Source organism: Seonamhaeicola sp. ABD4_340 (assembly GCF_056312135.1).
In genome coordinates this window covers 959,956-976,116 of the sequence record NZ_CM149981.1, presented here as the reverse complement: position 1 = coordinate 976,116, position 16,161 = coordinate 959,956, and the positions used below count along the sequence as shown (strand labels likewise).

General features: G+C 33.3%; 14 protein-coding genes. 6 read left to right on the top strand and 8 right to left on the bottom strand.

The annotated features are described in order from the left end of the window. Nucleotides 1-4 precede the first annotated feature (4 nt). From ACYX4H_RS04330 to ACYX4H_RS04320, 3 genes are read right to left on the bottom strand one after another with little or no spacing between them, the layout of a single operon-like run. Nucleotides 5-769: an MbnP family protein gene (locus ACYX4H_RS04330; RefSeq protein ID WP_476237983.1), complete on the bottom strand. Its 765-nt coding sequence runs from the start codon at nt 767-769 to the stop codon at nt 5-7. A gap of 7 nt (nt 770-776) precedes the next feature. Then, the gene (locus tag ACYX4H_RS04325; protein WP_476237982.1) at nt 777-2,111 is read right to left on the bottom strand and encodes a hypothetical protein; all 1,335 of its coding nucleotides are present in this window, start codon (nt 2,109-2,111) and stop codon (nt 777-779) included. Between the two features lie 6 nt (nt 2,112-2,117). Continuing rightward, a complete protein-coding gene (locus tag ACYX4H_RS04320; protein WP_476237981.1) occupies nt 2,118-3,383 on the bottom strand; it encodes a choice-of-anchor B family protein in 1,266 nt (421 codons plus the stop codon). 111 nt (nt 3,384-3,494) lie between these two features. On the opposite strand from ACYX4H_RS04320, the gene thiL reads away from it, so the two are divergent. Then, nucleotides 3,495-4,541, top strand: coding sequence for a thiamine-phosphate kinase (thiL, locus tag ACYX4H_RS04315; protein WP_476237980.1), 1,047 nt, complete (start codon nt 3,495-3,497; stop codon nt 4,539-4,541). Here thiL and ACYX4H_RS04310 read toward each other — a convergent pair. The 3 genes from ACYX4H_RS04310 to ACYX4H_RS04300 all read right to left on the bottom strand — a co-directional run bounded on the left by ACYX4H_RS04310 (nt 4,531) and on the right by ACYX4H_RS04300 (nt 5,957). Then, nucleotides 4,531-4,773, bottom strand: a complete 243-nt coding sequence (locus tag ACYX4H_RS04310; protein WP_475296886.1) for a hypothetical protein — start codon at nt 4,771-4,773, stop codon at nt 4,531-4,533. The two genes, thiL and ACYX4H_RS04310, sit on opposite strands and share 11 nt — an antisense overlap. Before the next feature lie 81 nt (nt 4,774-4,854). Continuing rightward, nucleotides 4,855-5,121, bottom strand: coding sequence for a hypothetical protein (locus ACYX4H_RS04305; RefSeq protein ID WP_476237979.1), 267 nt, complete (start codon nt 5,119-5,121; stop codon nt 4,855-4,857). A 56-nt stretch (nt 5,122-5,177) separates the two neighbouring features. Beyond that, nucleotides 5,178-5,957, bottom strand: a complete 780-nt coding sequence (locus ACYX4H_RS04300; RefSeq protein WP_476237978.1) for an alpha/beta fold hydrolase — start codon at nt 5,955-5,957, stop codon at nt 5,178-5,180. 172 nt (nt 5,958-6,129) lie between these two features. On the opposite strand from ACYX4H_RS04300, the gene ACYX4H_RS04295 reads away from it, so the two are divergent. After that, entirely contained in the window at nt 6,130-7,809 is a 1,680-nt protein-coding gene (locus ACYX4H_RS04295; protein ID WP_476237976.1) for an FAD-dependent oxidoreductase, read from the top strand. Nucleotides 7,810-7,821: 12 nt separating this feature from the next. Here ACYX4H_RS04295 and ACYX4H_RS04290 read toward each other — a convergent pair whose 3' ends face one another. Beyond that, nucleotides 7,822-8,478: a hypothetical protein gene (locus ACYX4H_RS04290; protein WP_475296882.1), complete on the bottom strand. Its 657-nt coding sequence runs from the start codon at nt 8,476-8,478 to the stop codon at nt 7,822-7,824. Nucleotides 8,479-8,624: 146 nt separating this feature from the next. Here ACYX4H_RS04290 and ACYX4H_RS04285 point away from each other — a divergent pair, with 146 nt between their 5' ends. Beyond that, nucleotides 8,625-9,947 (top strand): aspartate kinase, encoded by a 1,323-nt coding sequence (locus ACYX4H_RS04285; RefSeq protein ID WP_476237975.1) that lies wholly within the window; start codon nt 8,625-8,627, stop codon nt 9,945-9,947. A gap of 78 nt (nt 9,948-10,025) precedes the next feature. Here the strand turns inward: ACYX4H_RS04285 and ACYX4H_RS04280 are convergent, their stop codons facing one another. After that, nucleotides 10,026-11,318, bottom strand: coding sequence for an aminopeptidase P family protein (locus tag ACYX4H_RS04280; RefSeq protein ID WP_476237974.1), 1,293 nt, complete (start codon nt 11,316-11,318; stop codon nt 10,026-10,028). 113 nt (nt 11,319-11,431) lie between these two features. Here ACYX4H_RS04280 and ACYX4H_RS04275 point away from each other — a divergent pair, with 113 nt between their 5' ends. The 3 genes from ACYX4H_RS04275 to ACYX4H_RS04265 all read left to right on the top strand — a co-directional run bounded on the left by ACYX4H_RS04275 (nt 11,432) and on the right by ACYX4H_RS04265 (nt 16,147). Then, the gene (locus tag ACYX4H_RS04275) at nt 11,432-13,252 is read left to right on the top strand and encodes a T9SS type A sorting domain-containing protein (RefSeq protein ID WP_476237973.1); all 1,821 of its coding nucleotides are present in this window, start codon (nt 11,432-11,434) and stop codon (nt 13,250-13,252) included. Nucleotides 13,253-13,447: 195 nt separating this feature from the next. Then, a complete protein-coding gene (locus ACYX4H_RS04270; RefSeq protein ID WP_476237972.1) occupies nt 13,448-14,119 on the top strand; it encodes a succinate dehydrogenase cytochrome b subunit in 672 nt (223 codons plus the stop codon). Between the two features lie 12 nt (nt 14,120-14,131). After that, on the top strand, nt 14,132-16,147 hold the full coding sequence (locus tag ACYX4H_RS04265) for a fumarate reductase/succinate dehydrogenase flavoprotein subunit (RefSeq protein WP_476237971.1): 2,016 nt from the start codon (nt 14,132-14,134) through the stop codon (nt 16,145-16,147). Nucleotides 16,148-16,161: the final 14 nt, after the last annotated feature.

The window sequence follows — 16,161 nt, the reverse complement described above, 5'->3', positions numbered from 1 at the left end:
TAAATTAGTTAGTAGATTTTAAACTAAAAACATTTTGTCCGTTGTCATACATCATAATTTGTGCGTTTGCATTTGGCATTAGCATTTGGTGTAGCTGATTTAAATTCCAGGTATGCGGATTTTTAAACCACTCGGCAATATTCATTTCAATATTAAAAGTTGTATTATTTGTAATTGAAACAGGGCCTAAATTTACTTTTATAAAAGTGTCTTGAGGAAAGGTTGGTGTGCCGCTAGAAGCATCAACAGCTCTAATGGCATGAAAGTTATAACCAATAGTTTCATTACTTTCATTTTTAAATTTCCCGTCTAATTGCATGTAGTGGTAGCCGCCACCAAGCATTTGTGGAACATCAAAAATTGCGGTGTTTAAATCTTCATAAGCAGCACTTATATTTTTTTCGTTTTTAAAGCCGAATATAAATGATAAGTTCGTGTAATTGCCTGTTAATATTGGTGCCGTTGGTGCAAAAGTTAAGTTTTTGTTATTGGTTACATCAACTAAATTATGCGCGTTTATTACTATGAATTCGCCGTTTGATGTTTCTAAAGTCACATCTGATATTACATAACGCAAGCGTTCAATCTTTAATTGTTCACCGTTTTCGGTGGTGAATTTAAAGGTGTTAAAATCTGCGTTTGTAACGGGTGCTCCATTCCAAGTGTGTGAGAAATTAAGAGCAATGGTTGTGCTTTCTATTGTGTCTTCAGAACTGTTACAAGACATTAATGTTAATGTTATGAGTAATGTAAAAAGTATGTTTTTCATTTTGAAATTATTTTAATCTGAAAATTAAAAGATCTGTAAAACCTTGGTTTGTTATATTGAAGTCTGAACTGCTAGATTCTCCAACAACAACTACCTCACCATTAATTAATTCAATACTGCTGTAGGCTAAATCTACATTACTACCGCCAACGGTTTGTTGCCAAATTATATTGCCGTTGCTATTTAGTTTTACAACCCAGGCATCATTTTGTCCGTTGTTTTTTGAAACATCAATGTTGCTGCTTCTGGTGTTTCCTGCAATTAAAAAACCATTGTCTGCTGTTTTAGTTATGGAGCGTGCTGCATCAAAGTTTGTGCCGCCTATGGTTTTTTCCCAAAGTAAATCGCCATTAGTGTTAATTTTAATTGCCCAAATATCTGCTGCGCCGTTGTTTTTTGTAATATCAATATTGTTACTACGTGTATCGCCTATAATAATAAAATTACCGTCGTTAGTTTTGGTGATGCCTCTGGCTTCGTCAATTTGTGAGCCACCAAAAGATTTTTCCCATAAAAAATCACCATTTTTAGATATTTTAACCACCCAAAAATCATAAGTGCCTTTGTTGTTTTTTACATCAAAATCAAAACTATCAGATGAGCCAACAAGTATAAAATCATTGTTGTTAGTTTGGGCAATGCCGTAGGGTGTATCAGTAAACGTACCGCCAAAATATTTACTCCATTGTATGTTGCCGTTAGCATCAAGTTTTATGGCCCAATAATCGCCACCGGCATGTCTTTTTGTAGTAATTTTTGTGTTGCCTTGGCCATTTGATGCCGAAACATCTAAAACACCGGTAATTAAAAAGCCATTATCATTGGTTTGAATTAGCGCAGTACCAGTATCTGCACCATCAAACCCAAAAGATTTTTCCCAAATAATATCACCAGAGTTATTGGTTTTAATCATCCAAAAATCATCAAAACCATTGTTTTCTGTAACATCAAAATCATTGCTTTTGCTAGCGCCTAAAATAGCAAAACCACCATCGTGGGTTTCAATAATGCAATTTCCACGGTCGTCATTTGTGCCGCCATAGGTTTTTTGCCATTGTAATTCATGTTTGTTGTTAAATTTTAGTAACCAATAATCAAACGATTCGTTTGTTTTTAAAGTAACATTGCCATTGGTGCTTTGTGTATAGCCTAAAATAGCATATCCGCCATCTTGAGTTTGCGTAATGGAGCGTGCACTTTCGTTTTTAGAGCCACCTAATGTTGTAATTACTCTGGTTTCTGTTGGAGTATTTAGGTTGTTTTCTTGGTTGTTTTCTGAACAGTTGAAAACAAAGATTAGAAAAAAAATATAAACAAAATATGTTTTTGCAGTGTGCAACATTTGTAATTAAGTACCAGATTTTCTAACTATAAAAAGGCCGTTAGCGCCATCGCTAATAATTATATTGCCGCTTGGTAAATATGGGTAAACAGTCCAAGCGCCATCAAAACCAGTGTTGTCGTCATAAGGATATGTATCAAAAAAACCAATTTCAGTAAATGATTTGTTTTCTACTGCCGAAATATCTAAAACGCGCATACCGGCGTTGTAGTTGGCAAGATAGAATTTGTTGTTTAAAACATACCCGTTATGGTCAATGGCAGTTGTGGGGCCAAAATAATCAAAGTGCACCAATGGGTTGTCTAAATCTGTGAAATCAAAAACAATAGTTTTGGTGTCAATGCCTAGTCTTAGCTCATCAAGTTCATCGCCTAAAATAAAATATGTCATATCTGAAGTAAACCAACCTTGGTGCGCATACCTTACGTTATTATAAGTAATTCTAGAAATAATAGTGGGGTTGTTTTTATTGGTTACATTAGCAATAACCACCTCGTTTTCGTTACTGCCAATTAAAATTTCGTCATCAAAATAATCTGCATCTGGCCCGTTATAAGTTACAACTTGAGCATCATGCGAGTAGCCACCGGCGCCAAAACCACCTTCCATAACAGGGTTTTTAGGGTCTTGAATATTTATAAAAATAGGCCCGCCTGCAAAAGTGTTACTTCTGTTGCCGCCAACAATATAGGCATATCCGCTTATTTCGTTTATAACAATATTGTGGGCTCTACCAAAACCTGTAAAACGGGTATCGGCAGTAAAAGTTTCGGGTGGGTTGGTTACGTTTCGTAATCTAGTTAAATCAAAAACTTGCATGCCATGGCTGTCTTCGCCTACATTATTATCGGCTACAATAAAGGCATGGTTATTATATACTTTAACATCGCGCCATGGGCTAGCTATAGTTGCTGTTGGTAGTTTTCCTAAATAAATAGGGTTTAAAGCATCAGTAATGTCTACAAAACCAACACCGTTATCTGTGCACATAAGCGCGTATTCTTTGTTTGTTTGTGTGTCAACCCATCCCCAAGAATCATTTCCTGCATTGGCGTTAAAAATGCTTAATGGTAAATTAGCCATTAAATCATAATCATTGCAAGGATAAATATCAGCAAAGCCATTGGTGCAAGCAGCCAAAACTTCGGTGTTTGAACTAGTATCATTATTTATGGGTAAATTATTATCTCTTTCACAAGAAAATAAAAGACCAAAAGCACATGCGATAACTATAAAACAATTAAAATTATTTTTTTTTGTGAAGTTAAACATACTAAGCATTTTTATTTTGAAAACGTTTTAAAGGTTGTTATTATTTTTGCAACTATTAAAACTATTTGTAAAGTAACAAATTTAACCTAATAAAACTATTATTTTTGCATTATGATAGAGGATAAAAACCAACAGCGAACACAATTAAGTGATTTAGGAGAATTTGGGCTTATTGACCATTTAACCAAAAATTTTAAAGTTAAGCAAACATCAACCATTAAAAGTATTGGTGATGATGCTGCAGTGTTAAATTTTAAAAATAATAATGTTGTAGTTTCTACAGATTTACTAGTTGAAGGTGTGCATTTTGATTTAAGTTATATGCCGCTTAAACATTTGGGGTACAAGGCAGTAATTGTTAATTTGTCTGATATTTACGCAATGAATGCAACGGCTACCCAAGTAACGGTTTCAATTGCTGTGTCAAACAGATTTCCTTTAGAAGCTTTAGAAGCAATTTACGCCGGTATTGAAACAGCTGCCAAAATTTATAATGTTGATGTTGTTGGTGGAGACACTACCTCTAGTAAAACAGGTTTATTAATATCTGTAACCGCTATTGGTGAAGTTGAACCAAAAAATGAAGTTTACAGAAATGGCGCAAAACCTAATGATTTGCTAGTTGTTTCGGGTGATGTTGGTGGTGCTTACATGGGCTTACAGGTGCTTGAAAGAGAAAAAGAAGTGTATAAAGTAAACCCTAACAACCAGCCAGATTTAGAACCCTACACTTACATTGTTGAGCGTCAATTAAAACCCGAAGCCCGAAAAGATGTTGTACAACTTTTAAAAGATTTAGGTGTAAAACCAACAGCAATGATTGATGTAAGCGACGGTTTGTCTTCTGAAATTTTACATTTATGTAAACAAAGTAATGTTGGTTGCGATTTGTATGAGAACAAAATTCCTCTAGACCCACAAGTTATTTCTACTTGTGAAGAATTTAATATTGATAGCACAACGGTAGCCTTAAATGGAGGCGAGGATTACGAATTACTTTTTACAATCTCGCAAGAAGACTACCCAAAAATAAAGGGAAATCCAAGTTTATCGGTTATTGGTTTTATGAGAGAAAAAGAAGCAGGTACACACCTTGTTACAAGAGCTGAAACAAAAGTTGAAATTAAAGCACAGGGTTGGAAGAATTTTAATGCCTAAACACAAGTAATTCCGGATTAAGTTTTTGATATCTAAGTTGGCGGCGGTAATGTATGTTTTCTAAAACACGGTTTATTTCTTTAAACTTAGGTGTTAGCTCTGTTAAATTACCATTACCACTTGTGGTGAATTCTTTTCCGCAGTTTTTGCAGGTGTATTCTTTCACGTGAAATGTTACGTTTTTACTTACTCTTAAATCGTGTCCAAATACTTTGCAATGAAGTTGTTTCATAAAATTTTAGCTATTAAAAAATCTGTTCTGGGGGAGACTTCTTAAAAGTAAAAAATCACAATAAAAAATATTAATGAAATGTTAATAAATCGATGAAAGGGTGTTTTTTCTCTTTAAACGTTCTGTTTTTGAGAGGTGCACTTTTTCTAAAATTGAGTTAATTTCTTTAAACTTAGGTGTTAATTCAATTAAATTGCCATTACTGTTAGTGGTTAACTGTTTTTTACAATGCGAACATGTGTACTCTTTAACATGGTAGGTTACATGTTTTGTTATTTGGTAATCATGACCAAAAATAGAGCAGTACACCTTGGGAAGTAAAGCTGTTTTTTTAATATTTTCATTCATGGTATTGGGGTTATGAATATAAACTTACAAAAAAAATATTAAACATCGACAAATTGTTATTTATTTTCGATGAAATGTATTATATTTTCCAAACATTCGTTTTCATTTTCAATAAAACTCATGTGTCCACCATCTAAAACCACAACGCTTACATTTGTTCCTTTAGTTTGATAAATTAGGTTTTTGTAATTCAAAATAGGGTCGTTTTTACCAATAATCATCATTTTTTTATATGGTGAAAAATGGAGTAAAACTTCACGGTCTTCACGAATTTTCATACCTTCTAAAGCGGCAACAATACCCTGTAAAGGTGTTTTTTGGCAATCTTTAATAAGTTGTTTTATTTGGCTAGCAAACTTTTTATGATTTTCTGGTACAAATAAATTTGAAACAGCTAGCCTAATAAATGTTTTATGGTTTTGTTTAACAGCAACAATACCGCGTTCTCTATTTTGTTTTTTTTCGGGAGTATCTGCACTCGTAGTAGAGTTTAGTAAACACAGCCCTTTTACGTTGTCTGGGTTTTTTTCGGCAAACGCTAAAGCTACATAGCCACCCATGGAATGCCCAATGAATGTAGATTTTCTAATTCTTAAATGTTTTAGTACAACTTCAACAGCTTCTGCCATGAGTTCCATGGGATGAATGTAACCTAAGCATTCCGTTTTGCCATGGCCTAATAAATCTATACAAACAACTCTGTTTTTTTTAGCTAGTATAGGTACAAATGTGCTCCAAATTTTTGAGCTTTCTAAAAAACCATGAAGTAAAACAATGGTGCTACCTTTGCCTTTTTCAGTATAAAAAATGTTTATGCCCTTGTGTTTTAAAATCATTACCAATATTTTTTAGCAAACAATTCAATGTTAAACAAAATTAAATATCATATTATAATTTAACTGGTAGTTAATTAAAATAGTTTAATGTAAGTACGAAATCGTTTAAGTGACAAATATTACATTCTACTTTAAAAGTTTCATTGAAATTTGAATATAAATTAAGTTTTAGATGAAAAAAATTATAGTAATTGGAGGCTTATCTGCAGGACCATCGGCAGCTGCAAAAGCCAGACGCGAAAATGAACAAGCAAATATTATTTTGTTTGAAAAAGGGGCGAATATTAGTTATGCTACTTGTGGAATGCCTTATGCTTTTTCTGGAATAATTGAAACAAGAGATAGATTAATGGTTGTAAAGCCAGAACTACTTGAAACTAGATTTAATATAGATGTACATTTAAATGAAGAGATTGTTAGAATAGATACTAAAAGCAAAACGGTATATTCTAATTTAAGAAGTTACCAATATGATGTTTTAATTTTTGCCACTGGCGCCAGATCTATTGTGCCTCCAATTGAAAATATAAAATTAGCAAATAATTGGTCTAGTTGTAGATCTATGCCAGATTTTGATAAAATAACTAAAGAAGGACTTACCACTTCTTCAGAACATATAACAGTTATAGGGGCAGGATTAATTGGTGTTGAAGTTGCAGAAAATTTAAAACATGTTGGTAAAAAAGTAACTTTAATAGAAGGGTCTACGCATGTATTAAATATGTGGCAAAAGAAATTTGGAGATTTTGCAGCAAATATTTTAGAGTCTGAAGGTGTTGAAGTTTTTACTAACACTTTGGTAACAAGATTTAATATTAATAAAGAAGGCAAGATTTTATCTGTCTCTACAAATGATGGAAAAACAATTGAAACAGATTTTGTAATACTAAGTGCAGGAATTAAGCCGAACACCAATTTATTAATTGATGAAGGAGCAGAGGCTATTAAAAATGGGGCTTTAAAAGTAAACACTGCCATGGAAACCTCTATAAAAGATGTTTATGCTGCAGGAGATAATGTTTCTATAAGAAATTTACAAACAAATAATTATAATTACTTTCCTTTAGGAACACACTCTAATAAAGGAGGAAGAACTGCCGGTGCTAATGCTGTTGGGTGTAATTTGTCATTTAAAGGAGCCTACAAAACAGCTATAGTTAAGGTGTTTGATTATACACTAGCCAGAACAGGAATGAATGCTACAACTTTAGTTCAAAAAGGAATGCCGTTTAAAACTGTTTTATCTGTTGCGGGTTCAACGCCAGGGTATTATCCTGGGCAAAAAGATTTAATTACAGAGATTTATTATAATCCAACAACAGAAGAAATATATGGTGCAGAATTATTTGGAGAAGTAGGAGTTGATAAGCGTATAGATGTTTTAAGTACTGCTATTTATGCAAAATTAAAAATCACAGATTTGGCACAGTTAGATTTGGCGTATGCACCACCATTTTCACCGGCAAAAGATCCCATTGTTGTATCTGGATATATAGCTGAAAATATTTTAAATAAAAAAAGTGTGCAGATTTCGGTTGAAGATTTACAAACACTTATAAATAGTAAGCAAAAATTTTTGTTAATTGATGCTAGAACACCAATGGAATTTCAAAAAGGAACTATTCCTGGAGCCATAAATTATTCATTAGACTTGTTAAGGAATAATGTTGAAGAAATAAAAGGTGCTAATAAAAAAGTTGTTGTGTTTTGTCAAAAAGGTTTAAGGGGTTATTTAGCTGAATTAATTTTAAGAAATAACGGTATTAGTAATATTTCAAATGTTGCTGGTGGCTTCAAATTGTGGGAAATGTTTAGTAAAAATATTGAAATACCTAAAGCAGTTGTAAAATAGTAAAAGAAAAAATTAAGTTTTCACCCTTTTTATGGCGGCAAATGCTTTGTCTACGTATTCATCTTCTACCAAAATGGTAAACTCGTTTGTGGTTGATAGTACCTCATAAAGTACAATGCCTTCCCAAGCTAAACGTTTGAAAAAATGATAATACAAACCGGCAATTTTAGAGTTGTCTTGCGGTAGGTTGATACTAATGGCAGACAAGCCGCTTTGTACAGCTAAAAAGGTTTCGTTGTTAAGATTGGTTTCTACAAAATCTTTTAAACTACTTGAAATTATAATGTTACTTTCATGAATACCTCTTGTAAACGTATAAAAAAGCTTGTTTTCTGCATTAATACGTTCTAAAATTTTTGAGTGGTTATCAATTAAAGTGTCAGAGTTTTTTACTGTAAAATCGGTTAAATTTGAGCGTACAGTAATATCGCCCAAGTTTTTAATTACACGTTTCATTTTAACCGAATTACTTAATGCTGGCGGTGGGCTGTAACGTCTTAAAGCCATCATTATAGCACCCGGTTTTACATCCTTTTTAAGCATTTTGCTTATGGGTTCAGTTAACTCTACAGCTAAGGCGCTGTAATTAATTATATTTCTAGATAAAGCTTCTTCTAAATAAGGTTGTGTAATTAAAATATCTTCAACACAGTTTGATACAGTTTTCATGTTAATTATTTAACAATTTGTGTAAAAGTAAACATTTTTTTATAAAAATAAGTTTTTAGCGGGTTTCTATTTTAGTTTTGTACTTCAAAATAATGAAAATGAAATAAATAGATGATGCATCTATTGTAATTTATAATATTATAAATATGAAAGTTTTAAAGTTTGGTGGTACATCAGTTGGTTCGGTTAAAAACATGAATAATGTAAAATCTATAATTACTGATGGTGAGAAGAAAATAGTAGTGTTATCTGCTATGTCTGGCACTACCAATGTATTAGTGAGTATAGCAGATAAATTAGCTGCATCAAATGGGGCAGAAGCCATTTCAGAAATTAATAATTTACACGCAAAATATGTTGATGTTGTAAATGAATTAATAATAGAAAAAACCTTTAAAAGTGATGTTGAAGCTTATGTTAAAGAGCGTTTTGATTTCTTAAGGTTATGTGTTGAAAATTCGTTTACTAAAACCTTAGAAAACGAAATTCTTGCACAAGGTGAGCTACTTTCAACTTTTATGTTTACTAAATTTTTACAACAAGAAGGTGTAAATGCTCAATTATTGCCAGCCTTACAGTTTATGAAAACTAACGCTGTAAAAGAACCTGCTATTGAAGCTATAAATGAAGCTTTGCAAAGTGTAATGAACAATACACCAGCTGCCAATATTTATATTACGCAAGGTTTTATTTGTTTAAATGACGAAGGCCAAGTATCTAACCTACAACGTGGCGGTAGTGATTATACAGCTACTATAATTGGAGCAGCTATTAAAGCTGAAGAAGTACAAATTTGGACTGATATTGATGGCATGCATAACAACGATCCTAGATTTGTTGAAGGCACAAAACCAATTTCTAACTTATCTTTTGATGAAGCTGCGGAGTTGGCCTATTTTGGTGCTAAAATATTACACCCACAAACCGTTTTACCAGTACGAGAAGATGGTATACCTGTACGATTGAAAAACACTATGGATCCTGCTGCTTTTGGTACTTTAATTAGTGGAAATCATGTAGAAAACGGTATTAAAGCTGTGGCTGCAAAAGATAATATTACTGCTATTAGAATTAAGTCTGGAAGAATGCTTTTAGCACATGGTTTTTTAAGAAAAGTGTTTGAAATATTTGAAACTTATGAAACATCAATAGACATGATTACAACATCAGAAGTTGCGGTGTCTTTAACTATTGATGATGATAGAAATTTAGATAAAATTATAGCAGAATTAGAAACTTTTGCATCTATTGAAATTGATAAAAACCAAAGTATTGTATGTTTGGTAGGGCATTCAATTGCAGACCACCAAGATACCTTTAAGTTATTTCAAATTTTGCAAGATGTAAAAATTAGAATGATTTCTTATGGCGGAAGCCGAAATAATATTTCGTTGTTAATTGATACTAAAAATAAAGTAGAAACCTTGCAAAAACTAAATGCATATTTATTTGAGTTAGTCGCCATTTAAAAAACATAAATGTTAAACACAGTTTTTGCAAAATAGAAAGAGGGATTTTTTAAAAATCCCTCTTTTGCTTTTTATAATTTATTGATTCATTAAATCTTCAATTTCATCAGCTTCAATAGGTATGTTTTTCATTAAGTTTATTGGCGCTCCGCTTTTTTGAATAACTACATCATCTTCAATTCTAATGCCAAAACCTTCCGCAGGATTATAAATTGCGGGTTCTACAGTAAACACCATGTTTTCTTGCATAGGTTCTGTTAAAATACCATAATCATGGGTGTCTAGTCCCATGTGGTGGCTAGTACCGTGCATAAAGTATTTTTTATAAGTAGGCCAATCAGGGTTTTCGTTTTGTACATCGGCTTTGTCAAGTAATCCTAGACTAAGTAATTCTGAAGTCATTATTTTACCAATTTCAATGTGGTATTGTTCCCAAAGTGTTCCCGGAACTAACATTTTTGTGGCTTCGTTTTTTACTCTTAAAACGGCGTTGTAAACGGCTTTTTGTCTTTCAGAAAATTTACCAGAAACAGGAATTGTTCGTGTCATGTCACTAGAGTAGTTGGCATATTCAGCGCCAACATCCATTAAAAGTAAATCGCCTGCTTTACATTGTTTGTTGTTTTCAATGTAGTGTAATACATTGGCATTGTTTCCGCTGGCAACTATTGGTGTGTAAGCAAACCCTTTAGATTTGTTTTTAATAAACTCATGAATATATTCTGCTTCAATTTCATATTCCCAAACACCTGGTTTTACAAAGTTTAAAATACGTTTAAATCCTTTTTCAGTAATGTTACAAGCGTGTTGTATTAAATCTATTTCAATGCTGTCTTTAACAGAGCGTAAACGTTGTAATATTGGTGCACTTTTGGCAACACTATGCGCTGGGTATTTTTGCTTTAGCCATTTAGTATATCTGTCTTCGCGGGTTTCAACTTCAACATTGGCGCGGTAATGCTCATTGGTGTTAATGTAAACGGTGTCGCACTGTGTCATAATTTCAAACATAACACGTTCCATGTCTTGTAGCCAATAAACAGTTTTAATGCCACTAACTTCAAAAGCTTTTTCTTTAGTTAGTTTTTCGCCTTCCCAAACGGCAATGTGGTCATTGGTTTCTTTAAGAAAAAGAATTTCTCTGTGTTTTTCTTTAGGGCAATCAGGAAAAATAACTAAAATACTTTCTTCTTGGTCAACGCCACTTAAATAAAAAATATCTCTGTGTTGCTGAAAAGGAAGTGTGCTGTCTGCACTTATTGGGTATATATCATTTGAATTAAAAACGGCTAAACTATTGGCTTTCATTTTTGAAGCAAAGTTTTTACGGTTTTTAACAAAAAGGTTGCTATTTATAGGTGAATATTTCATGTTAAATACATATTAAGTTTTTAATTATGTAAAAGTAAAAAGAAAAAGTAGAATAATTATTGGTTATATTTGCAGCTATTTTAAATATTTGATTTATAATTAATTAAGTTGTTATGAAAAATATAAGTAAGAAACTTCTTTTGGGGATTTTGTTTTTTACAATCATTATATGTAAGAAATTAGAGGCGCAAACTCACATAAAAAAAGCCTCTTTAGAAAACCAGTTACAAACAAGTGATTTGGTAGTAGAGGGTAAAGTTATAAATAAGTACGCCACTTGGAATGCTAGCAATAGTTTAATTTACACAATAAATACAGTTGAAATTTATAAAGTGTTTAAAGGAAATGCGGCAGAATATGTTGATGTTGTAACTGTAGGAGGTGTTGTTGGTTTAAGTGCTGTGGTTGCAAACCCTGGTTTAAAATTACAAACGGGAGATGTAGGTATGTTTATTTTAAATGCTAACAATGCTACGTTTTCAAAAAAAGGAAATAACACTAAATTTAAGCCAAATGCATTAAATCAAGGGTTTTATAAGTATAACTTAATAGATAATGTAGCAGCAAACACATTAACTAAAAAAAAGAATATAACTAAATCTCTATACAGTGAAATTACCAATTACACTAAAAAACCTTATACCGAAGTAAAATCTTTTAATGTTGAAGCTATTTTGGCAAAAAACAAAGCTGCAAAAAATAGTCTATTAGCGCCAAGTAGTTTGGTTTTAAATAAAACTGTTGTAACCGCAGGTAATAAAGATGTTTTAACAATTTCTGGATCAGACTTTGGAAGCACCCAAGGTATTGTTTGGTTTAGTAATGCTAATGATGGCGGCGCTACTTTTATTAGAGCTTTAGATTCTCAGGTTTTAAGTTGGAATGATACGCAAATTACTGTTGAAGTACCATCATTTGCAGGAACTGGTAATATGTATGTTGAAGATGCGGCTGGAGATCCTTCACCCCAAACAACTATCACTGTAAGTTATGCGGAGCTAAATGTAGAATATGATGTTGACGATGCTACGCAAAACAACCCGCCAGGAACAAACGGGCCAGAGCCATTAATAGCTTATCAAGTACAACATTCTTCTTCCTCTGGCAATGATAATAACATAACTTGGCGCATGGAAACAGATTTTAATAATGATGCTCAAGTTTCAGGTGCTAAAGCAGCTTTTCAAAGGGCTTTTGATACCTGGATATGTGATACACAGTTAAATTGGACTATTGGTTTAAGTACCACTACCGATGTTATTGCTGATGATGGTGTAAATATAATACGTTTTGATAATGGCGAGTTAGATGAACCTACATTAGGTGTTTGTTACACGTATTATGCAGGTTGTGTTGATGGGGGTGTTATAAACTGGTATGTTAGAGGGCATGATATTGAGTTTGATGCCGATGAACCTTGGAATACGGGTTTAGGTTTGCCAGATTTAGGAGAATTTGATTTTCAAAGTGTGGCGCTGCATGAATTAGGACATGGGCACCAACTAGGGCATGTAAATGATACTAATGATTTAATGAACTATGCATTATCTTTTTCCGAAGACCAAAGAGTTATAGATCCAATTAACAGCACTGCAGCTAATGTTATACAAGACAGAAGTTTATCTAGCGTTTGTAATAGAGTAGCTTTGGTTGATAACACTTCTTGTCCATTAAGCACTGAAGAAAACCAATTGCAAGAGGGTATATCACTATATCCTAATCCTTCAAAAGGCACATTTCAAATACACAATGATTCGCATGTTAATTTAACCAAAGCAATTATTTATGATTTAAGTGGGCGTAAAATATCAACTCATAAATTAAATAATAAACATACAATAGAAGTTAATATGTTAAAGGCTTCTTCAGGTGTTTATTTTGTTAATATTCATTCAAATTTTGCTACTATTACTAAAAAACTCATTATAGAATAAAAACATATTTTTTAGAAGAAATTATAAAAAGAGATGTGCTATGTATCTCTTTTTTGTTTTAATGATAAATATCATAGTTTAAAAACTAAGTATTATTACTTAAAATAATTCTAAATTAGAAAATAAGCAAATTACTTATTGTCTATCAAGTATTAGTAATTTACCTTTGTAAAACACTACTAAATTATAAAAATAATGAGCGGATTTTTAAAATCTTCAATAGGGAGGAAAATAGCCATGGCGCTTTCAGCATTCTTCCTAATGTTTTTCCTTATCATTCACTTAGCGGTTAATATCACTTCCATTTTTAGTGAAGATTTGTTCAACCAATTATCTCATTTTATGGGAACCAATCCACTGGTACAATTTGCTTTGCAACCTGTACTAATTTTTGGAGTTGTTTTTCATTTTGTTATGGGCTTTGTTTTAGAATTAAAAAACCGAAAAGCAATTGGTGTTTCTTATGTTAAAAACAACGGAGCAGCAAATTCTACCTGGATGAGTACAAACATGATTTACAGCGGATTGGTAATACTAGCTTTTTTAGTATTGCATTTTATTGATTTCTGGATTCCTGAAATGAATGTTAAATATATTCAAGGTGATATGACAGGAATGCACAATGGCGAGTTTAGGTATTTCCATGAAATGGCCCAAAAATTTGTTAGCCCTTTAAGAGTTGGGGCATATGTGCTATCTTTTGTTTTATTGGCATTACATTTAATGCACGGCTTTACATCGGCATTCCAATCTATGGGTTCTACGGCAGGTAGAAAAAAAACATTGCAAACCATAGGCAAGGCGTATTCTATTGTTATTCCTTTAGGATTCATTATTGTAGCCGTTTATCACCATTTTAATCACTAATAATATACAAGTATGAGTGTTTTAGATTCAAAAGTACCAAAGGGGCCTCTTAAAGATAAGTGGACTTCTTATAAAGATAAAATTAACCTAGTAAATCCAGCCAATAAACGTTCAATTGATGTTATTGTAGTTGGAACAGGATTAGCTGGTGGTTCAGCTGCTGCTACACTTGCAGAGTTGGGCTACAACGTAAAAGCATTTGCTTATCAAGATTCTCCGCGTCGTGCGCATTCAATTGCAGCACAAGGAGGTATAAACGCCGCCAAAAATTATCAAGGTGATGGCGATTCAACATACAGATTGTTTTATGATACCGTAAAAGGTGGCGATTACCGTTCGCGTGAGGCCAACGTATACCGTTTAGCTGAGGTGTCTGCAAATATAATAGACCAATGCGTTGCACAAGGTGTACCTTTTGCACGAGATTATGGTGGGTTATTAGATAACCGTTCGTTTGGTGGCGTATTAGTTTCTAGAACGTTTTACGCTAAAGGGCAAACTGGGCAGCAATTATTATTAGGTGCATATTCGGCAATGAACCGCCAAATAGCGCGTGGTAAAATTCAAATGTACAACCGTCATGAAATGCTTGATGTTGTGATTGTTGATGGTAAAGCAAGAGGTATTATTTCCAGAAACTTAATTACTGGTGAAATTGAACGCCATTCAGGACATGCTGTTGTGGTAGCTTCTGGTGGTTATGGTAATGTGTTTTTCTTATCAACAAACGCCATGGGCTCTAACGTATCGGCTGGTTGGAAAATTCATAAAAAAGGAGCGTTTTTTGCAAACCCATGTTATACGCAAATTCACCCAACATGTATTCCGCGTTCAGGAGATTATCAGTCTAAACTAACATTAATGTCTGAGTCTTTACGTAATGATGGCCGTATTTGGGTGCCTAAAAACATGGAAGATGTGTTGGCTATTAGAGAAGGGCGCAAGAAACCTACAGATTTATCTGAAGAAGAAAGAGATTACTACCTAGAGCGTCGTTACCCTGCATTTGGTAACTTAGTACCTCGCGATGTTGCATCTCGTGCAGCTAAAGAACGTTGCGATGCTGGTTACGGTGTAAATGCAACAGGAGAAGCAGTGTATTTAGATTTTGCTTCGGCAATTCAACGTTACGGAAAAGAGCAGGCTAAAATTCATGGTATTGCAAATCCTTCAGAAGCTAAAATATATGAGCTTGGACAAAAAATAGTAGAGGCCAAGTATGGAAACTTATTCCAAATGTATGAGAAAATTGTAGATGAAAATCCATACGAAACACCAATGATGATTTATCCAGCAGTTCACTACACAATGGGTGGTGTTTGGGTAGATTATAACCTAATGACAACAGTACCTGGTTTATATTGTATTGGTGAGGCCAATTTCTCAGATCACGGTGCTAACAGGCTAGGAGCTTCAGCACTAATGCAAGGGTTAGCCGATGGGTATTTTGTGTTGCCTTACACTATTGGAGATTATTTGTCTGATGATATTAGAACAGGCAAAATACCAACAGATACACCTGAATTTGACGCTGCTGAAAAAGAAGTGAAAGATAGAATAGATTTCTTTATTAATAATAAAGGAACAAAATCTGTTGACTATTTCCATAAGAAACTTGGTAAAGTGATGTGGGATAAATGCGGAATGTCTAGAAACGAACAAGGCCTAAAAGAAGCTATGGTTGAAATAAAAGCCATACGCGAAGAATTTTGGAAAGAAGTATCAGTACCTGGAGCTGCTAATGAAATGAATCCTGAATTGGAAAAAGCAGGACGCGTTGCAGACTTTTTAGAATTGGGAGAGCTATTTGCTAAAGATGCTTTAACAAGAGAAGAGTCTTGTGGTGGACATTTTAGAGAAGAATCTGCTGAAGAGTCTGGACCTCAAAAAGGTGAAGCAAAACGTAATGATAAAGACTTTGCGTTTGTATCTGCTTGGGAATATAAAGGAGAACCAGCCGATGCTGTACTTCATAAAGAAGAATTAGAATTTAAGGATATTGAATTAAAACAACGTTCATATAAATAATAAAGATATGTCAG